This is a genomic window from Luteimonas sp. R10 (assembly GCF_045689605.1).
Taxonomy (GTDB): domain Bacteria; phylum Pseudomonadota; class Gammaproteobacteria; order Xanthomonadales; family Xanthomonadaceae; genus Luteimonas.
The window spans coordinates 856,498-876,273 of sequence record NZ_CP141262.1 but is presented as its reverse complement, the minus strand read 5'-3'; the positions used below and the strand labels follow the sequence as shown (position 1 = coordinate 876,273).

General features: G+C 70.3%; 11 protein-coding genes. 2 read left to right on the top strand and 9 right to left on the bottom strand.

The features are described from left to right. Positions 1-27: 27 nt before the first annotated feature. Positions 28-1,860 (bottom strand): putative bifunctional diguanylate cyclase/phosphodiesterase, encoded by a 1,833-nt coding sequence (locus U3649_RS03800; protein ID WP_407353559.1) that lies wholly within the window; start codon positions 1,858-1,860, stop codon positions 28-30. Between the two features lie 201 nt (positions 1,861-2,061). On the opposite strand from U3649_RS03800, the gene U3649_RS03795 reads away from it, so the two are divergent. After that, positions 2,062-5,880: an indolepyruvate ferredoxin oxidoreductase family protein gene (locus U3649_RS03795; RefSeq protein ID WP_407353558.1), complete on the top strand. Its 3,819-nt coding sequence runs from the start codon at positions 2,062-2,064 to the stop codon at positions 5,878-5,880. A 100-nt stretch (positions 5,881-5,980) separates the two neighbouring features. Beyond that, positions 5,981-6,589 carry a GyrI-like domain-containing protein gene (locus U3649_RS03790; protein WP_407353557.1) on the top strand — a complete coding sequence of 203 codons (609 nt, stop codon included), beginning with the start codon at positions 5,981-5,983 and terminating at the stop codon, positions 6,587-6,589. A 67-nt stretch (positions 6,590-6,656) separates the two neighbouring features. Here U3649_RS03790 and U3649_RS03785 read toward each other — a convergent pair whose 3' ends face one another. From U3649_RS03785 to U3649_RS03750, 8 genes are all read right to left on the bottom strand, one after another. Continuing rightward, positions 6,657-7,052 (bottom strand): hypothetical protein, encoded by a 396-nt coding sequence (locus U3649_RS03785; RefSeq protein WP_407353556.1) that lies wholly within the window; start codon positions 7,050-7,052, stop codon positions 6,657-6,659. A 308-nt stretch (positions 7,053-7,360) separates the two neighbouring features. Beyond that, a complete protein-coding gene (locus U3649_RS03780) occupies positions 7,361-9,019 on the bottom strand; it encodes a M28 family metallopeptidase (protein ID WP_407353555.1) in 1,659 nt (552 codons plus the stop codon). Positions 9,020-9,081: 62 nt separating this feature from the next. Continuing rightward, complete coding sequence (locus U3649_RS03775) at positions 9,082-11,217, bottom strand: prolyl oligopeptidase family serine peptidase (RefSeq protein ID WP_407353554.1); 2,136 nt, start codon at positions 11,215-11,217, stop codon at positions 9,082-9,084. Between the two features lie 71 nt (positions 11,218-11,288). Next, positions 11,289-13,133: a hypothetical protein gene (locus tag U3649_RS03770; RefSeq protein ID WP_407353553.1), complete on the bottom strand. Its 1,845-nt coding sequence runs from the start codon at positions 13,131-13,133 to the stop codon at positions 11,289-11,291. 30 nt (positions 13,134-13,163) lie between these two features. Continuing rightward, positions 13,164-14,120 carry an ABC transporter ATP-binding protein gene (locus tag U3649_RS03765; protein ID WP_407353552.1) on the bottom strand — a complete coding sequence of 319 codons (957 nt, stop codon included), beginning with the start codon at positions 14,118-14,120 and terminating at the stop codon, positions 13,164-13,166. Continuing rightward, complete coding sequence (locus U3649_RS03760) at positions 14,117-14,527, bottom strand: GntR family transcriptional regulator (RefSeq protein WP_149195100.1); 411 nt, start codon at positions 14,525-14,527, stop codon at positions 14,117-14,119. Before U3649_RS03760 ends, U3649_RS03765 begins: the two co-directional genes overlap by 4 nt. 133 nt (positions 14,528-14,660) lie before the next feature. After that, positions 14,661-15,794, bottom strand: a complete 1,134-nt coding sequence (locus U3649_RS03755) for a DNA topoisomerase IB (protein WP_407353551.1) — start codon at positions 15,792-15,794, stop codon at positions 14,661-14,663. Between the two features lie 60 nt (positions 15,795-15,854). Continuing rightward, complete coding sequence (locus U3649_RS03750; RefSeq protein ID WP_407353550.1) at positions 15,855-19,673, bottom strand: hypothetical protein; 3,819 nt, start codon at positions 19,671-19,673, stop codon at positions 15,855-15,857. Positions 19,674-19,776 lie beyond the last annotated feature (103 nt).

The window sequence follows — 19,776 nt, the reverse complement described above, 5'->3', positions numbered from 1 at the left end:
CTACGGGGGCGGCTCCGGTGCCAGCGCTCAGCCGCCGTAGCGCGCCAGCAGTTCGGCGTTGTCGAGCGCCGGTGCGAACAGGAACCCCTGCGCCCGGACGATGCCGAGCGCACGCAGGGCATCGGCCTGCGCCTGCGACTCCACGCCCTCGGCCACCACGTCGATCCCGATCTTGCGGGCGATGGCGGCCACCGCCTCGACGATGGCGCTGTCGTAGGGGTCCGCCGGCAGGCCGCCGACGAAGCTGCGGTCGAGCTTGATCGCGTCGACCGGCAGATGCTTGAGGTATGCCAGCGACGCCCAGCCGGTGCCGAAATCGTCGAGGGCGATGCCGATGCCGAGCGCGCGCAGCCGCGCCAGCATGCGTGCCGCGCCCTCGGCGTCGGCCAGCAGCGCGGTTTCGGTCAATTCCAGGCACAGCCGTGCCCTCGGCAACCCGGTCCGCTGCAGCACCTGCTCGATGTCGGCCAGCAGGTTCGGCTGCTCGAACTGCCGCGCCGACACGTTCACCCGCAGCACCGGCGCCGTACCGTCGCGACCGATCCAGTCGCGCGCCAGTCGGCAGGCGCTTTCCAGCACCCAGCGCCCGAGCGGGACGATCAGCCCGGACGATTCGGCCACGGCGATGAATTCCTGCGCCGGATGCAGGGCGCCGTCCGCCTCCTGCCAGCGCAGCAGCGCCTCCGCCGCCAGCCAGCGCCCGTCGCGCAGGTCGATCTCCGGCTGGAACTGCACCTGCAGCCGCTCCTGCGCCAACGCCTCGCGCAGCGCCCGTTCGATGCCCAGGCGTTCGAGCAGACCGCGGTGATGCTCGGCATCGAACACCTCGCACCGGTTGTGGCCGCCGCCACGCGCGCGCTGGCTGGCCAACTCGGCGTTGCGCAGCAGGGCGTGGGCCGACGGCGCCGCCAGGTCGCGGGCGAAGGCGACGCCGACCGCCGCGGCGTGATGCGCGTCCTGCACCAGCGCCAGGCAGCGCTCGGCGAGCTCCAGTGCCTCGGTTTCGGTCAGGGGGCCGTGCGGCAACAGCGCGAAGGCGTGCTCGCGCACCCGCGCCAGGGTGACCACGTCGCCGAGCTGGCCCCGCAGCCGCGCGGCCAGCTCGACCAGCACCGAGGCGTCGTCGCCGACCGCGCCGCAGGATTCGATCTGCAGGTGGATCGCGGCGAGTTCGCGATCGCCGCCGTGCATCGGCCGCAGCGCGCTGTGCGCGACCTCCAACAGATGATCGCGGTTGGGCAGGTCGGTCAGCGGATCGTGCAGTTCCAGGTAGCGCAGCCGGTTCTCGGCCTCGCGCCGGCGATTGATCTCGGCGGCCATCGCCACGTAATCGCCGATGCTGGCGGCGAATGCCTGGTCCTCCGGCGCCCAGATGCGCGGCGAGCCGACCTGCTCGTGGCAGACCACGCCGACCAGCTCGCCGCCGCTGCGCACCGGCGCATCGAGCATCGAGACGATACCGTGGCGCTCCAGGTATTCGGACAGCGCGGGGTCGGCGGCGGTCAGCGCACGGTCGCGGCTCACGTCGGCGGCGTCGATCACCCGCAGTTCCCCGAGACGGGCGCCGTACTCCTTTCCGAGCCGCAGGACCTCGTGCGCGCCGGGCGGGTTGTGCAGCGCGCCCGCGCGCTCGAACAGGTGCACGCAGGCGAGCCGGACGTGGGTGGGATCCAGGAGCCAGATGCCGACACGGTCGGCTTCGAGGGTGGCGGCGGCGATTTCGCAGATCCGCGCGTAGGCGGTGTCGAGACTGCAGCGGTCGTGCCAGACCTGGCGCGCCAGCGCCACCAGCGCATGGTTGTGACGCCACGCCCAGGCGCCGCGCTCCGATCGATCGGTTGTCTGCAGTTCCGCCGACATCCTCTCGCCCCTGGAAGGCCGACGCGCTGACGCATCAGCTCGCTTCCGCATCCTGCGCTCCTTTCGGGGGCAACGCCAGCCGCGGCGCTCGCCGGCCAGGCGGCAGGGGACCCGCTGCTACAATTTCCGGCCGTTTCGACGCCTCCCGGCAATCCCGCCGTGGCCCGCCAGCGACCCGTTCGCAAGCCGAAGACCCCCGCCATGACCCGCATTGCCGACCTTTCGCCGCCCGCGCCCGCAGGGACCGCCCCGCCCCGCGCCGGGATCGACGCCGACTACACCCTGGAGCACCGGTACACCCGTGCCGAGGGCCGGATCTACCTGTCGGGCGTGCAGGCGCTGGTGCGCCTGCCGCTGATGCAGCGGCTGCGCGACCGGGCCGCGGGCCTGAACACCGGCGGCTTCGTGTCCGGCTATCGCGGCTCGCCGCTCGGCGGCTTCGACCTGGAGCTGTGGCGCGCACGCAAGCACCTGGATGCGGCCGGGGTGAAGTTCCAGCCCGGGCTCAACGAGGACCTGGGCGCGACCATGGTCTGGGGCACGCAGCAGACCGGCCTGTTCCCGGGCGCGAAGGTCGATGGCGTGTACGCGATGTGGTACGGGAAGGGGCCCGGCGTGGATCGCTGCGGCGACGTGTTCAAGCACGGCAATGCCGCCGGGACCGCCCGCCTTGGCGGCGTGCTGGCGCTGGCCGCCGACGACCACGCCTGCCGCTCCTCGACCCTGCCGCACGGCTCGGAGGGCGAGTTCACCGCGGCGATGATGCCGATCCTCAACCCGGCCGGGGTGCAGGACATCCTCGACCTGGGCCTGCTGGGCTGGGCGATGAGCCGCTACACCGGCCGCTGGGTGGGCTTCAAGACCATCGCCGAGACGGTGGAGTCGTCGGTCTCGGTGGACGTGGACCCGTTCGCGCTGCAGATCGCGCTGCCGGAGGATTTCGAGATGCCGGCCGGCGGCCTCAACATCCGCTGGCCGGACCCGCCGATGGAGCAGGAGATGCGCCTGCACCGCTACGCGGTGAAGGCGGCGCAGGCGTTCGCGCGCGCCAACCGCATCGACCGCACCGTGATCGATTCGCCGCAGGCGCGGCTGGGCATCGTCACCACCGGCAAGAGCTACCTCGACGTGCTGCAGGCGCTGGAATACCTGGGCCTGGATGCGCGCGCATGCTTCGATCTGGGCATCCGCGTGTACAAGGTCGGCATGACCTGGCCGCTGGAGCCGGTGGGCATCCACGCGTTCGCGCGCGGGCTGCAGGACATCCTGGTGGTGGAGGAGAAGCACGCCTTCATCGAGAGCCAGATGAAGGAGCTGTTCTACAACTTCGACGGGCAGCGCCCCAGCATCGTCGGCAAGTACGACGAGGCCGGCGAATGGATCCTGCCCTCCACCGGCGAGCTCACGCCGGCGCGCATCGCCGGAGTGATCGCGCGCCGCATCCAGCGTTTCCATGATTCGGAACAGATGCGCCGGGTGCTGGCGTGGATGGAACAGAAGGAAGGCGAGCTGGCGCTGCCACGGGCGCAGTTCCCGCGCGTGCCGCACTACTGCTCGGGCTGCCCGCACAACACCAGCACCCGGGTGCCGGAAGGCTCGCGCGCGCTGGCCGGCATCGGCTGCCACTACATGGTGACGTGGATGGACCGCGACACCGACACGTTCACCCACATGGGCGGCGAAGGCGTCACCTGGGCCGGGCAGGCGGCGTTCACCGACACCCCGCACGTGTTCCAGAACCTCGGCGACGGCACCTACTTCCATTCCGGCTCGCTGGCGATCCGGCAGGCGGTCGCGGCCGGGGTCAACATCACCTACAAGATCCTCTACAACGACGCCGTGGCCATGACCGGCGGCCAGCCGGTGGACGGCACCCTCACCGTGCCCGACATCGCCCGGCAGATGCGCGCCGAGGGCATCGCGACGATCGTCGTGGTCAGCGACGACATCGGCAAATGGTCGAAGCCGGCGCTCTTCCCGTCCGGCGTGGAGTTCTTCGACCGCAGCGAACTCGACGCGGTGCAGAAGCGCCTGCGCGAGGTCGAGGGCGTCTCGATCCTGATCTACGACCAGACCTGCGCCACCGAGAAGCGCCGCCGCCGCAAGCGCGGCAAGCTCAAGGATCCGGCCAAGCGCGTGTTCGTCAACACCCTGGTCTGCGAGGGCTGCGGCGACTGCGGCAAGAAGAGCTTCTGCGTCTCGGTGCTGCCGCAGGAGACCGAGTTCGGGCGCAAGCGCGCCATCGACCAGTCTAACTGCAACAAGGACTACTCCTGCGTCGAGGGCTTCTGCCCGAGCTTCGTCACCGTGCACGGCGGCCAGCCGCGCAAGGGCCGCAAGGCGTCCGCCGCCGAACGCCTCGAGAACCTGCCGCCGCCCGCGTTCGAGACCGACCTGGCGCGGCCCTGGAACATCCTGATCACCGGCGTCGGCGGCACCGGCGTGGTGACCATCGGCGCGCTGCTGGGCATGGCCGGGCACCTGGAGGGCCGCGGCTCCACCGTGCTCGACCAGACCGGCCTGGCGCAGAAGGGCGGCGCGGTGACCACCCACATCCGCATCGCCCGCACGCCCGCCGACATCCACGCCGTGCGCATCGCCGCCGGCGAGGCCGACCTGGTGCTCGGCTGCGACATGGTGGTGGTCAACGACTACTGGGTGCTGTCGAAGCTGCGCGAAGGCCGCAGCCGCGTGGTGCTCAACACCTGGGAGGCGATGCCCGGCACCTTCACCACCCGCCCGGACATGCAGTTCCCGGCCGCGGACATCGTCGCCGCGATCCGCAGCGCGCTCGGCGGCGACGAACCCTCGGCTTCTGCGCTGCCTGATTCTGCACTGCATGTCGTCGACGCCACCCAGCTCGCCACCGCCCTGATGGGCGACGCCATCGCCGCCAACCTCTTCATCCTCGGCTACGCCTGGCAGCGCGGCCTGGTGCCGCTGTCGTTCGAATCGCTGATGCGCGCGGTGGAACTCAACGGCGCCGCGGTGGAGATGAACAAGACCGCCTTCGCCTGGGGCCGCCTGGCCGCACTCGACCTCGGCGCCGTGCAGGAGGCCGCCGGCATCGTCCGCAATGCGCCCACCGCCGCCGAATCCACCCCCGGCGCACTGCAGGCGCTGCCGCCCGGCGAATGGGAAAGCGCCGAATGGGGAGCCACCAGCGCACCGAAGCCGTCACGCACTGGCGACGACCTGCGGCATCTGCCCATGTCGAATCCGGCGGCCGCAGGCCGCCCGCCGACGCCCCTCTCCCGCTCGGCGGGAGAGGGAGGGACCGCCCGCGACGCGGGCGGTGGGGTGAGGGCAGGCGATGACGAAGTCACCTTCCTTCCCCTCGACGACCTGCGCCTGTCGCGCTCGCTCGACGAGCTGATCGCCCGCCGCATCGCCTTCCTCACCGACTACCAGAACGCGAAGTACGCCCAACGCTACGCCGACTTCGTCGCCCGGGTGCGCGCCGCCGAACAGGCCCTGGCGCCGGGCAGCACCGACCTGTCCGAAGCCGTCGCCCGCTACTTCTTCAAGCTGATGGCCTACAAGGACGAATACGAAGTCGCGCGCCTGTACACCAGCGGCGACTTCCGCCGCCGCATCGAACAGCAGTTCGAGGGCGACTACACCGTGCGCTTCCACCTCGCCCCGCCGCTGCTGGCGAAGAAGAACGACAAGGGCGAACTGCAGAAGCAGGAGTTTGGCCCCTGGGTGTTCAAGGCGTTCGGTGTGCTGGCGAAACTGCGCGGCCTGCGCGGCACCGCGCTGGACATCTTCGGCTATACCGAAGAGCGCCGGCTGGAGCGCCGCCTGATCGACGACTACGAACGCACCATCGGCGGCCTGCTGGAGAAACTCGACAGCGGCAACGCCGCCCTCGCCGCCGAGATCGCCGGCATCCCCGAGCACATCCGCGGCTACGGCCACGTCAAGGAAGCGCACCTGCACGCGGCCAAGGCGCGCGAGGCCGAATTGCTGAAGGAGTGGGACAATCCGCTGCGGGTGGTGCAGGTGCAGGCAGCCTGAGATCAAGGACGCGGCACGCCCGCGCCTGCCGTTCAAACCAACGCCGCTGTGCTGCGCGGCGTGATTCAAGCCTCGGCCGACATCGGAATGGTGAGGGCGAATGAAGAAGATCGATCTGAAGAAGGAGCTGAAGCAGCTCTACCGGGCGTCCGCCAAGACCGTTGTGCAGGTCGAGGTTCCCACGTTCAAGTACCTCATGGTTGACGGAGAAGGGGATCCGAACACTTCCCGGGCGTATGCGCAGGCTGTGGAAGCGTTGTTTTCGGTCTCCTACACGGCCAAGTTCATGGTCAAGAAAGGGCAGCAAGCACTCGACTATCCGGTCATGCCGCTCGAAGGGCTTTGGTGGGCGGACGACATGTCAGCTTTCATTGCCAACGACCGGACAAACTGGAAATGGACGATGTTGATCATGCAGCCCCACTTCGTCGCAGATGAAATCATCGAAGCGGCTGTTGCTGCGGTCCAAAGCAAGAAGCAGCTGCCGGGCATCGACAGGCTGCGCCTGGAGGAATTTTCCGAAGGGCGTTGTGCGCAAGTGCTGCACGTCGGCCCGTTCTCCGAAGAGGGACCGACCATCGAGCGCCTGCATGCGTTCATCGATGCCCGGTCAGGCCTCGCGGGAAGGCACCACGAGATCTACTTGAGCGATATACGGCGTGCAGATCCAAAGAAGTGGAAAACGATCATTCGTCAGCCGATGCAATGAGCCCTATGGGCGGTCTTGGCCTTGCCCATCCTGCTGGCCTTCTTTTTTCATCGCGCGCTTCCAGGCGCTAAGGCGCTGGCGGCGGAAGCCGGACATCGCCGAACCCGACCTTCTTGTCGCCCTCGACCACCAGGAAGCGCGTCGCCGATGCGCGGACCGCCACGGATTCCTTGCAGCTGAGCGAGACATCGGCCGTCTCGCCCGGTGCGATCGTCCGCACCGCCTGCGGAATCGAGAACATGCAGATGACCTCGCGTCCGTCGCCGAAGTCGACCTTCGGACGGTAGTTCGAGAAGATCGGCGTCCGCCGTCCCGGCGGATCCCCATCGCTGCTGTAGAGCGTCAACGTCGCGGGGATACTCTGGCCGCCTGCAAACGTATGGATTTCGCGATTGTCAGCAAACGCGGCTGCGCTTGCCAGCAGGAACGCGACGGCGATGATGCATGCGGAACCTCGTGTCATATGCAGTCTCTCCCTGATTTGCGTCGTTTCGATGTTTCAAGGCAGTAAAATCGAGCCCGCACGAAGGGCCGACTGCTTTACCGCTGCCGTCCCGCCCGGACTGGGCTTGCCGTCTCCGCCCGCCCCGGCCATTCGTCCGGAGCACGCATGCGACCGGAAACGGAACGGGTTTGGCTGCGTCCGGTTCGCCCGAGTGCCGTGGACGCCGCCTCGCGGCGGAAATTCAGCAACCGGCTTGCGCCCGACCGTTTGCGCAGGACACGAGTGTCGTTGCCAGGGCGGCTCGGAGGCAAGGGTGCTTCGCTCCTTCAGCGGTCCGGCACCGCGCGCGAGGCGGCGCTGCGGTCGCGCGCCGCCTTGAACTCGCTGTCCGCGTCCCACTCGGGCCAGGCGGCGGAGGCGGCGATGGCGATGGCCAGCCGGTGCACGGTCCGGGTGTCGGCGGTCGGCCCGCGCATGTCCCAGTCGTCGCCGAACTCGTCGCCGGGCTGGTGGTAGCGATGGGTGAAGTAGTCGGCGCGGGCGGCCTTGCCGCCTTCCACGCCGCCTTCGATCTGGTCCATGCCGGGACCGATGGTGATCGCCGGCACCCCGGCCTGGGCGAAGGCGAAATGGTCGGCGCGATAGAAGAAGCCGGCCTCGAGATTGGGATCGGGCGAATAGCTGCGGCCGTCTTGCTCGGCAGCGGCCTTCAGGCTGCGCTCCAGCGAGACCTTGCCGACACCCCAGGAGGAAATGTCATGGGTGGGACCGTCGGGGCTCCACATTTCGAGGTTGAGCACGGCCGCGGTGGTCTCCAGCGGCCGCAGCGGGTTGGCGGCGTAGTAGTGGGCACCGAGCAGCCCGTTCTCCTCGGCGGTGAGGGCGAGGAACAGCAGGCTGCGCGCCGGGCGTTCGCCGGCGGCGAAGACGCGTGCCAGTTCGATCAGCGAGGCGACGGCGGTGGCGTTGTCGACCGCGCCGTTGATGATCGCATCGCCGCTGTCGTCCGGCTCGCCGATGCCGAAGCTGTCCCAGTGGCCGGAGAGGATCACGGTCTCGTCGGCGCGATCGGTGCCGGGCAGCAGGCCGGCGACGTTGCGGCTGACGATGCGGTCGCGCTTGACCTTGAAGCCGATGGACAGGGCGGTGTCGCCGAGTGCATGGCCGGTGAAGCCGTCCTGCTGCGCAGCGTGCTTGGCCCGGTCGAAGTCGAACCCGGCATCGGCGAACAGCTGCACGGCGGGCTCGCGCTGGATCCAGCCGCGCACCGGCAGGTGATACGTGCCGCCATCCTCGCGCACGATGTCGTACTGCGGCGCGGCGCGGCCGTTGCGCACCGTGGCCCAGGGGTAGGACGCCGGTTCGGTCTCGTGCACGATCAGCACGCCGGCGGCGCCACGACGCGCCGCCTCCTCGTACTTGTAGGTCCAGCGGCCGTAGTAGGTGATGGCGCGACCGCCGAACTTGCCGGGCTGCTCGCGCTCGAAGTCGGGATCGTTGACCAGCACCACGACGATCTTGTCCTCGACGTCGAGCCCGGCGTAGTCGTCCCAGCCCAGCTCCGGCGCGGTGATGCCGTAACCGGCGAAGACCAGCGGCACCTCGCGCAGGTCGACGCGCTCGCCCGGGCGCAGCGTTTCGACGGCGATGTCGTCGCCGTTGGCGAGTGCACGGATCTTTCCGTCGACGTGCAGCGAAGCCTCGACCGGGCCGTCGATCTCACTGCGTTCCAGCGTCACCGCCTGGGTCCAGCCGCCGTCGTCACCGGCCGGCTGCAGGCCGGCGCGCTCGAACTGCTCGCTGATGTAGGCGACGGTCTTGTCCTCGCCGGGCGTGTTCGGCGCCCGGCCCTCGAATGCGTCGGAGGCGAGCACCCGCAGGTGCTGCGCGAGATTGTCGGCGCGGATGTCATCGCCGGGCACGGCGTCGGCACGGGCCGCCAGAAGGAACAGTCCGAGGAAGAGACAGGGGATGCTGCGGGTCATGGGGGGCTCCGTCCGGTTCGGACCGACAGACTACGCGATGCGGCGCGGTGGACAGTGGCCGGTTACGGGCTGTCGGATCGCGGATTCCGCTTCGCTTCACCGGCCGATGGCCGATGCATGTGCAGGTCCTGCCCGGCCATGCGCAGATTGCGGTCGAGATACCGGCGCAGATCATTGCGCGGCGGTGCCGGCGCCGCACCGCCCAGATGTGCCTGCAGCGCGCTTTCGAGCAGATAGAGGCTGGCTTCGAGGTAGAGCGGCTCGTCACTGGAATGACCGGCCTGCGGATCGATCAACAGGCTGACATCCTTGCCCAACAGTTTCAGCCGCGCCGCATATTCGATGACGCCGCTGATGGCCACGCGACGGTCCTCGCCGCCGGCGATCAACAGCAGGGGACGCTGCAGCCGTGCAGCATTGGCCAGGGGCGACTGCGCATGCAGGCGCGCCATTGTTGCCTCGTCGGCGATGTCGAGCGACAGCATGCGCAGCACCGTCGTCAAAGGGACATGGCGCGACAACGTCAGCGCCTCGGCATTGCGGGCGGTCCAGCGCAGGTTCCAGCCGAATTCCGGCGGCGGCACCATCGCGACGCCGACCTTGAACAGCTCCGGCGAAAAGGTCAGGCCGAGCAGGGTTGAATAGCCGCCGAAGGAGGCGCCGGCGATGCCGACGCGCTGCGCATCGCCGATGCCCTGCGCCAGCAAATGGCGCACGCCGTCGACGATGTCCCGCTGCACCCGTCCGTTGCCGTAATCGCCCTGCGCGGCGAAGATGTAGTCGCGGCCGTGGCCGGTCGAGCCGCGGAAGTTCGGCTCGAACACGGCGTAGCCGCGATTGACGATGAACTGTGCGAATCTGCCGTACTCGGGCTGCGCGTGGCTCCACGGTCCGCCGTGCACGTTGACCACCAGCGGCACCCGCGCTGGATCGGCGCCCGGTGGCAGCAGCAGGAAGCCGTGCAGGCGCATGCCGTCGGAAGCGCGCCAGACGACCGGGATCTTGCGTGCCAACGCCGACGCCGGCAGCCACTGCGCCGGCCTGCCGTCGAGCTGCCGCAGCGGCGGCTCGTCGAGCAGCCTGCGAAACCGCCCGGTGCGCGGATCGTGGAGATGCCAGCGCTCGCCTTGCAGCGAACTGCCACGTTCGTTCACCAGCCAGTGCGCGTCGGCGCCGACCCCGACCTGGATGCGCAACTGGCGCTGCGGGAACTGCCTTGCGATCACCGCGACCCGACGGCTCGTGTCGTCGGTCAGCCCGTAGCTGGCCGCCTCGATGCTGCGATAGCTGGCGATCAGGGGCCGCCGGCTGATCGGGTCCAGCACCAGATCGGCGAGATCGGCATCGCCGTGCGGATCGGCGTGCAGCGTGTGCACCGCATGTCGCGCATCCAGCCGCAGCAACCGCGACAGGTTGCCGCCGGGATCGCCGTGCAGCAGCAGTTCGCCGCGGTCGCCGGTAACCGGCAGCAGGTCGCAACGGTGCATGCTGCCGCAGCGCAGGACCTGGTGCATGTGGCCGGGTGCGTCGATCCGGTGGATCACGACCGCTTCGCCCTCGACCCGGCTCAGGAACGCCAGTCGGCCGTCCGGATGGAGCGCGAAGCCGGCGATCCGATGCGTGTCCGCATGCAGCACTGTGCGCCGGCCCCGCATGTCCACCCGCAACAGGCGCCAATGCGCCGGCGCGCCCTGCCGCGCGGCGGGCGACCGCTCGAGCGCGATGATCGCCGCCGGCTGCGTCGCGTCGACGGTCTGCAGCTCGCGGCGAACGCGATCGCCTAGCGCGGTCACCAGGCCCGAACCGGCCCGGCCCGCCGTCGCCAGCGCAAACAGCTGCCGCGGCGACTCGAGCAACAGCCAGCGACCATCGCGCGTCCAGTGCAGCTGTCGTGCCGCCGTGTCTGTCAGCAGCCGGTGCGCGCGGCCGTCCATGATGGACTGCAGCCAGACTTCGCGATGGCGACCGTGCTCGCGCAGCCAGGCGACCTGGCGCCCGTCCGGCGACAGGGTGACGGCCTCGATCGCCGGACGCACGAGAAAGTCGCTGCGCTGGAAACGCGGCGCCGGCACACGGGCGCGCTCGACGGCGACGGCGGCATGCAGCCTGGCAGCATCGTCTGCGCTGGCCGGCGCGGCGGCGAGCAGTGCGAACACGAGGGCGTACAGCACCCCAGGCGCGTCCGGAAACGCGAGCATAGGTCTCTCCTGCGAAGCCGGGCCGAAGGCGACCGGCGATGGGGATCAGCGAATCGTGGTGCGGATCGTGGTCATGCCGTAACGGGGTCGAGGTGGGTCTGGGCCTGCGCCGGTACGCGTTGTGGATACAGCAGCCACAGGCTCGCCAGGGCGGGCAGCCCGATCAGCCCGCAGCTCAGGACCCAGGCCGCACGCGCCGGTACCGACAGCGCCTGGCGGCGGGTCAGCCACAACGCCGCCAATAGCGACAGCAGCATCAGTGCGCCGGCCAGCGCCCGCATGCTGCGCGGCACCGGCGGCGGATTCGTCGCGCGCAGCGGATCCACGCCGGCGAACAGTCCGGTCGCGGCCTGGCGCAGTGCATACATCGCCGGCGACGGCCACCAGGCGCGGTATCGATGCAGTGCCGGATAGTCGTACGCGATCGCGCGCTGCGCGACCGTTTCGGCACGTCCGGCATCGTCCACCCGCAGCAGGGTCTGATACGGCGCGGCACCGAGCAGGTCGTCCGGGCGGCGGGTGAAGGAGAAGGACACCAGATAACCGCCAACCAGTTCGATCAGATCGAGATCGCGCAGATCACCGAACGCGCCCGGGATCGGCACCCGTTGTCGTGGCGTCAACATGCCGTCGTCCTCCAGCACGGCGCGGGTGTCGAAGAAGTACAGCGCACGGTCGCTGATCACGCCGACGCTTTCGCCGACCGGCGCCACGCCGGCGAGGATCTCGCCGGCCGGCAGCCGCATCCGCTGCCGCACCTGCCGGCTTTCGCTGGCGTACTGGTACAACCCGTCGCCGGCGAGCAACACCGCGTCGCCTTCGCGCAGCCCCGGCAGATCGCCCGCCGCCAGCGCCGGCGCCGGAAACACCGCATGGCCGGGTCCGACGCCGAGCACACCGGCGCGACGACGATCGGCGAGCCCGTAGCCTTCGTAGCGCATGCTGTCGTGACTGAACACCCAGCGCAGGCGCCGCTCGCCGTCGTCGAACTCCATCGGCATGACGTTGGTCAGTTCGTTGCGAACAGGTGCGACCTCGACCTGCGTGCCGACGCCGTAGATCTCCGACAGAGAGACCTGCTCGCGCCACAGCGACGCCTCGGGCGCGGCACTGGTGGCCAGCCCGGCCAGCATCCTGTCGCGGCCACTCATGCGCTCGCTTTCGTTGTGCCCGCCGGGCGGCGGCGTACCGGCGTTGTTGGCGTGGCTGCCCTGCATGATCCACAGCATCTCGACACCGAATCCCAGCAGCAGGATCAGTAGATACACCCCCATCTGCAGCGGTAGCGCAGTGGCGATCACGAGGGGCGCCGAGCGCAGCGGCGCGCTTCGGTCGGGCCTGAAGACCGCCGCCACCATCACCGCCAGCCACAGCAGCACCAGCGCCTGCAACGCCAGGGCGCCGGTGCCGGTAGCGCCGCCGATCCCCAGCAGGATCAGCGGTACCAGCGCGCAGGCGGCATAGCGACGATTGGCGAGCGCGCAATAGGCGCCGGCAAGATAGCCACACGCGACGATCAGCAGCGTGGCGAGCGGCAACAGCCAGTGGCGGGCGTCGACCACGCGTGCGGTCGTCAGCGCCTGCTGGCCGGCAAGGGCCAGGATCGGCATCGCGAGCGCAACGGCCAGCGCAACGATGCCGGCAGCGAGCAGCGCGGCCGCGATTTTGCCGTTCGGCAGCGGCCGGTGCAGCAGGTTGAGCCAGACGCTCGGACGCCGATAGCCGCCCATCTGGTAAAGCCCCAGCAGCAATCCGGCCAATGCGTATGCCGCACCGAACACGCGATAGACCAGCAGCGGCTGTTGCGCCAGGTCGACCACGCGCGTCAGGAAGGCCAGCACCAGCAGGTGCAGCGCGGCAAAGGCGATGACCCAGGTGCGAAAGCGCAGCAGTTCGGCCTTGAACAGGTTCCACATGTCGTCTTCTCTCGCCAGCGACGGTTGCGCTCAGGACCGGGCCGGCGCCGCGTGATCCTTGGCCAAGAAGCCATTGATCGCGCGATCCAGGCTGACCTGCATGCACTGTGCCGAGCGTGCCCCGTGGGCGCGCAGGAATTCGGCGAAGTCCTCGTCCTGGTCCAGCACCAGATAGTGGTGCAGGCCATCCAGACGCTGGGCCTGCAGCAGGCCGGGTACGGTGCCGGGTTCGGGCCCACGGAACGGGATGTCGGCGACCCAGTGGGTGACGCGCGCGCAAAATTCCTCGGGCGCCGACATGTGCTTCAGCTGGCCACGTTCGAGAATGATCAAGTTGTCGGCAACGCGCTCGATCTCCTCCATCTGGTGCGAGCAATAGATCACCGTGCAGTCATCGGCGGCGTTGCCGTACAGCAGCGATTCCAGGAACGCGCGCTTGGCCACCACGTCCAGTCCGAGCGTGGGTTCGTCGAGCACCAGCAACTCCGGCCGTTGCGCCAGTGCCAGGGCCAGATTGAAGCCGGCGCGCTCGCCGCGCGACAGCTCGCGGATCTTCTGCTCCGGCAGCACGTGATAGTGGCCGATGACCTCGTCGAATGCGGCCTGGCTCCAGCGTGGATAGTGGCTGCGCTGCATTGCGATCACCGCCGACATCGTCATCCAGGCCGGCAGCGTGTGCTCTTCATTGACGAAGCCGATGCGGCCACGGTCCTCGGGCGAGAGCCGGCGGCTGTCGCGGCCGAGGATGCGTGCCTGCCCGGCATCAGGAGACAGGAACCCCAGCAGGATCCGGAACAGCGTCGACTTGCCGGCGCCGTTGGCGCCGACGATGGCGTGAATGCGCCCGCGGGGGATCCGCAGATCGAGACGATCGAGCGCCAGCTTGTGCCCGTAGCGTTTGCTCAATGCGACGGTCTCGATCACGTACTCGGAAGCTGTCGGGTCGGTCATGGTCATCCGGGCACCGGAAGCGAGCGGGGCGGTCATGCGGTCTTCTTCGGCGCCAGCACGCGCAGTTCGCGGTCCAGGCGTGCGAGTGCGCGTTCGGGCGGATAGTCGAGCGCGGCCACCTCGTGCACGAAGCGCTGGATCGCCTCGTCGAGACGGCGGTCGCGCTCGCTGTCGCTCAGGCGCTGGCGCGGCGCGGCGACATAGAAGCCCAAGCCTTGGCGCGCATCGAGCCATCCTTCGGTCGCCAGCTCGGCGTATGCCTTGGCGACGGTGTTCGGATTGATGGTCAACTGCTGCGCCAGGCCGCGCACGCTCGGCAGCTGCGCGCCGGGGGTCAGTTCGCCGGTGGCGATCTTCATCCGCACGCCGTCGACGATCTGCCGGGTGATCGGGCGCGGATCGCCGGTGGCGATCTGCAGCATCAATGCGCTGGTACGGGCCATGGGAGCTTCGGATCAATCGCTCATCTGTACTATTAGTAATAGTACAGTTGGTGCTCGGATTGTCAAGCGGTGCCGCCCTTTTCGCCGCGGCGGACGGCGCTGCAACGCCGGTGGGACCGCAAGTCCCGTGTATCTAGGGCTTTGGTCTGCTCGCCGATCGCGGGCCTGGGCGCGTCGATTTCGTCGCCCCGGCGGCACGGCGGGCGCGGGCCAGGAAGCGCAACGTCGCCTGCTCCCATTGCCGCGCGCCGCGTGCGTTCTCGGCGGCCCGCGCGAGCGAGCCGTCCTCCCAGCCGGCGAATACCCGCGGATCGATATAGGCCTTGCGGCACACTGCCGGTGTGTTGCCGAGGACTTCGGCGACCGCCTTGATCACCCGATTGCGCACTTCGGCAAGCGCACGTTCGCTGGGGACGTCGCCACACACCGGTTCGGGCAGCGGCATGGCGGCGAGTTCGCGGAACGCGTGCAGGGTGCCGCCCCAGGTGCGGATGTCCTTGGCGGTGAAATCGGCGCCGGCCGCGGCGCGCAGGTAGTCGTTGACGTCGCCCGAGTCCACCGGCTGCACGCCGCCGTCGTCGTCGCGGTACTGGAACAGCGCCTGCCCCGGCAGCTCCTGGCAGGCGCGCACCAGTTTCGCCAGGCGCGCATCGTCGATCTCCAGGTCATGCGCCTGCCCGCCCTTGCCGCGGAACTTCAGCCGGGCGCGGCCGCCGCGCAGGAACGCCACGTGGCGGTCGCGCAGCGTGGTCAGGCCATAGGAGCGGTTCTCGCGCACGTAGCTGTCGTTGCCCACGCGCGCCAGGGTGTCGAGCATCAGCGACACCACGATCGCCAGCACCTTTTCGCGCGGCAGGCCGGGACGCTTGAGGTCGGTGCGCAGGCGCCGGCGCAGCTTCGGCAATCTCCGCGCGAACGCGACCAGACGCTCGTACTTGCCGACGTCGCGCACCTGCGCCCAGTGCGGATGGTAGCGGTACTGCTTGCGGCGGCGCGCATCGCGACCGGTCGCCTGCAGGTGGCCGCGCGGGCTGGTGCAGATCCACACCTCGGTATAGGCCGGCGGGATCGCCAGCGCTCGGATCCGGGCCAGGGTCTGCGGATCGCGTACCAGGCTGCCGTCCGGCATCCGGTAGCAGAAGCCCCGGCCGGCGCGTCGGCGCGAGATGCCGGGCTGGTCGTCGCAGACATAGACCAGGCCCGCGTCGGCGGCATCGGCTTCGGCATCGGGGGTTCCGGGCGGTCCGGCTGCGGCGCGGGCGGGCATGTGCCGACGATGCGGCATGGGCACGTCAACGCCGCGCAAACGCGATCCGCGCCGCCGCGGCTACGACGGCGCGCGCCGCACCCGGCCGCTGCGCTCGCGGTGGCGCTTGCCGGTCTGCAGCAGCAATTCCCGCAGCCAGTCGTTGACCCGCCGCGCGGCGCCGCTGCGCCACACGCCGGCCGCGCCGTAGTAGCCGGCGCTGACCTCCACCGCATCGATGCGATGGCGGCTGCCCAGCAGGCGCATGAACTCGGTGGCCAGGCCCATGCGCCGCAGGTGGTCCTGCACCCGTAGCAGGCGCAGGGTGCCGCCGGAGAGCACGGCGACCGCCACCGTGGTGTCGGGCAGGCGGTTGCCGGTCCGCGCCAGCAGGTTGCTCCAGCGCAGCCGCAACAGGTACAGCGCGGTAGGTGGATACGCATCGGCCAGCAGCGTGGCGGAAGTCAGGATGCCGTGTTCGACATGGTTGATGCGGCCGTCCTCGAGCATCCGGTCGCAGGCCTCGCGCCAGGTCACGTCGTCACCCGGGGTGGCGTCCTCCACCCGCAGCACCCGCTGGTAGCCGTCGTCGTTGACCAGCGCGGGCAGGTCCAGGCGCTGCTGGCAGAAGGTGGCGAAGCGCACGCCGAAGGTGGGCAGCCCCACGGTCCAGGCGATGCGGAACATCGGCGACCAGCTCCAGTGCCGGAACGCGTTGAGCCAGCCGCGGTTGTCGGGATGGTCCCAGTCGTGCTCGAAATCGAGATCGTGGTACACCGATTCCATCAACCGGATCAGCTCCTGGCAGAAGTAGAAGCAGGCACGGAAATCCTTCTGCGCCGGCAGCCGCGTGCGCCGGCCCAGCGGTCGCGCGGCGTCGCCGCTGTCGGCGCCGGCGGCCACCAGGTCGGTCCAGGCCGGATGGAACTGCGCGTCCAGCACCGCCAGCGCGGGGTCGTTGCGCAGCTTGGCGAACAGGCGCGACAACGCCTTGCCGTGCTCGCTGAAGCAATCGGCCAGGCCCGGCAACGGCGCCACCCAGTGCTGGCGCAGGGCGATCAGCAACCTGCGTTTGCGCCCGGAGTCGTGCAGCCCGAGCTCGGCATGGCCGGGCGCGCCGACCTCGGCGCCGACGCGCTCGAGCACCGGCGCCAGCGCGCGCTCGGCGATGTCCTCGCCGAGCCGGCGGTAGCTTTCGAACTGCGCCTCGTCGAAGTACTGGTCGCGGGTGGTCTCGTGCGGGAAACGCGGGTGCGTGCGCGCGTAGTGCAGGACGTCGGCGGGCTCCTCGCCGGTCAGCGTCGGCTTGAGGTACAGCAGCGTGCCGCGGCTGCCGTCGGCGTAGTGGATGCGCCCGACCGCGCAGCTGCGCGCCGCCGGTTCGCCGTCCTGCGGCTGCAACCCGCGCACGTCGATGTCGATGCTGGCGCCGAAGTCGACGCGGCACTTCTGCACCGCGTTGCCGAGGTCGGCGAACGTGCGCGCCGGATCGGCGCCAGCATCGACGCACAGGACGAAACGGCAGCGCCGGCGCACCAGTTCGTAGAGGCCCAGGTTCTCGAAATGGCCGCCGTCGGACAGGTGCACGAACTTGCCGCCATCGTGGGTGCGGCCCAGCAGTTCCGCCAGCAGCCAGCGGCCGAAGAACGGGGTGGCGTCGGCGCGCGGCCGCTGCCGGTGGGCGGGATTGGGCAGCCACCACCCCAGGCGGGCGTCGAACAGGGTCAGCAGGAAGGTCACCGCCGGCGAACTGTGGTAGCCCATGTTGGGGCTGACCGCGGCGCCGGAGATCGCGGTCGCGCTGCCCAGGGTCAGGGTCGAGGCGAGCGCCGGGCGATCGGCGGCGACGTCCCCGACCGGCTTGGCGCCCGGTCGCGAGGCCGGCGGCAGGTGTCCGCAGAACCCCGGCGACAGGCAGAACGATGCGGCCTTGCGGTCCTGCCAGTCCAGCTGCCCGGCCGCCACCAGGTTCATCGCGGTGCCGATCAGCGGATACAGGGGACGCCCGCCGTGGTGCCGCTGCACTTCCACCAGGTCCGCCAGCACCAGGTCGTCCTGGACGTCGAAGTTGGTGGTGGGCTCGGGGTTGCGGGCCTCGTTGCTGGCGCCCAGGTAACAGCGGACCAGGCGGTTGCGGTAGAAGGCGTTGAGGCTGAACTCGTTGACGTTGACCGTCCAGGCGAACAGCAGCCACACCGCGACCGCGGCGGCGATCACCAGCAGCAATGTGCCGGCATGCCCGTCGATGCCGTCCTGCAGCCATGACAGGTGCTCGGCGAGCGTCGCCGCCGGCACCGGCGGCGGCCAGCCGACGAACCGGAGCAGCGCCTGCCCGACCAGGCTGAGCGCCACCAGCAGGCCGAAGATGAACACCCAAGGCGCGATGCGCGCCACCCGCTCCAGCAGCCACGCGCGCCGGGGACCGCCGCCGCCGCGCCGCCCGTGCGCGAACAGCAGGCCGGCGCCGGTGGTGGCCAGCCACGCCAGCGTGCCGGCCCAGCCCAGGCTCGCCCAGCGGGCGCCGCCGAAGCGCGCCAGCGACGTCATCAGCCACGGCCCGTAGACCGCCAGCGCCAGGGCGAAGCTGACCCCGAGCACCACCGCGGCAGTGATCCGGCCGCCGGCGCGCGCCCAGATCTCGCGCTGCAGGTCGCTCAGCGCCGGACCGGCCAGTCCCAGGTGGATGATGCCGGTCAGCATCACCGCGGCGATCACCAGCGACGGCCCGAGGACCATCGCGTGCCACAGCGTGCCGCCGGCGACGAGCCCGCCGTCCAGGATCCGCTGCATGGCCACGACCGCGACGCCGGCGAACGCCGCCGCGCCCAGCGTGCCCAGCACGAAGCGCGGCGCGTGCCGCTGCAGCGGCGAAGGTGGCGCATGGCCATCGGCGGCGAGCCGCGAGTACCAGCGGTCGAAGGCCAGCCACAGCATCCAGGCGACGAAGTACAGCAGTGCGGTCGCCAGGCCGAGGCGCGCGAGCGGCCGCAGCGGCGCATGCACGGCGTCGATGGCGCGCTCGAATGCCGGTGGCAGCTGGTCGTACCCGGCCAGGCCGGGCGCGCCGAGCAGCGCGGCGCCGGCAGTGGCCAGGACCATGGCGACGGCCGCCAGCGCGATCCGCGGCGGCGGCGGCTCGGCCTCGTCCTCCTGTACGCGCGGGCGGCGATTGCCGTAGGTGGTCACGTACGCCAGCAGCGCCAGCGCCAGCATGCCCAGCAGCCCGGCGAGCGAGAGCAGCAGCGCCGGGCTGCTGCGGGCCAGTCCGGAGACCACGCCATACACCGGCAGCGGCAGCAGCGCCAGCGCCAGGATCAGCGCGCACAGCTGCAGCTGGACCAGCAGCACGTTGCGCACGTAGGTGCCCACCATGCCCAGGGTGTCGCCGGAGAACGGCGATTTGTTCGGGCTGAGGTAGTTGCTGTATTCGCGCAGATGCAGGATCGGCCGCTGCACGCGCGCGGCCGTGCGCACCGCGGCCTCGGACGACGTGCCCGCTTCGGCGACCGGCGCGCTCAGCCGCGTGCGCAGCACCGCGAACGCCGCGTCGAACCCGCGGCGGCGGATCAATGCCTGCAGGAACGCGCCGACGTAGCCGCCCCCGGACACGCTGGACTGGTAATGGAAGCACTCGAGCAGATCGTGGCGCGCCAGCGCCTGCAGCACGCCGAGGCCGAAGGTGGCGCTGCGGATGCCGCCGCCCGACAGCGCCAGCCCCCACGGCTCCACCGTATCCGCGACCGCACCGGCGTCGCCTCCGGCGCCCGCGGGCGCATCGGCGCGCGCGCCGAGAATCGTGGCCAGCTCCGCCGCCTGCACCGCATCGATGTCGACCGGCCCGGCCTGCGCCCGCCGGCGCAGGCGCGCGCGCAACGACGGAAGGACTTGCTGCAACCGCACAGGCTTCTCCTCCGGCAGACATCCGTGGCCGCCCGCCCCGGCAGCCCCTTGCGCCGGACGACGTTCGCTGCCGGTGCTCGGCCGGCGGCGGCTGGCGTTACCC

What these genes read in the sequence shown, in the direction of transcription:
- U3649_RS03800 (WP_407353559.1), bottom strand. Translation starts at nt 1,860, where the DNA reads ATGTCGGCGGAACTGCAGACAACCGATCGATCGGAGCGCGGCGCCTGG.
- U3649_RS03760 (WP_149195100.1), bottom strand. Translation starts at nt 14,527, where the DNA reads ATGGCCCGTACCAGCGCATTGATGCTGCAGATCGCCACCGGCGATCCG.
- U3649_RS03785 (WP_407353556.1), bottom strand. Translation starts at nt 7,052, where the DNA reads ATGACACGAGGTTCCGCATGCATCATCGCCGTCGCGTTCCTGCTGGCA.
- U3649_RS03780 (WP_407353555.1), bottom strand. Translation starts at nt 9,019, where the DNA reads ATGACCCGCAGCATCCCCTGTCTCTTCCTCGGACTGTTCCTTCTGGCG.
- U3649_RS03765 (WP_407353552.1), bottom strand. Translation starts at nt 14,120, where the DNA reads ATGACCGCCCCGCTCGCTTCCGGTGCCCGGATGACCATGACCGACCCG.
- U3649_RS03790 (WP_407353557.1), top strand. Translation starts at nt 5,981, where the DNA reads ATGAAGAAGATCGATCTGAAGAAGGAGCTGAAGCAGCTCTACCGGGCG.
- U3649_RS03795 (WP_407353558.1), top strand. Translation starts at nt 2,062, where the DNA reads ATGACCCGCATTGCCGACCTTTCGCCGCCCGCGCCCGCAGGGACCGCC.
- U3649_RS03755 (WP_407353551.1), bottom strand. Translation starts at nt 15,794, where the DNA reads ATGCCCGCCCGCGCCGCAGCCGGACCGCCCGGAACCCCCGATGCCGAA.
- U3649_RS03770 (WP_407353553.1), bottom strand. Translation starts at nt 13,133, where the DNA reads ATGTGGAACCTGTTCAAGGCCGAACTGCTGCGCTTTCGCACCTGGGTC.
- U3649_RS03775 (WP_407353554.1), bottom strand. Translation starts at nt 11,217, where the DNA reads ATGCTCGCGTTTCCGGACGCGCCTGGGGTGCTGTACGCCCTCGTGTTC.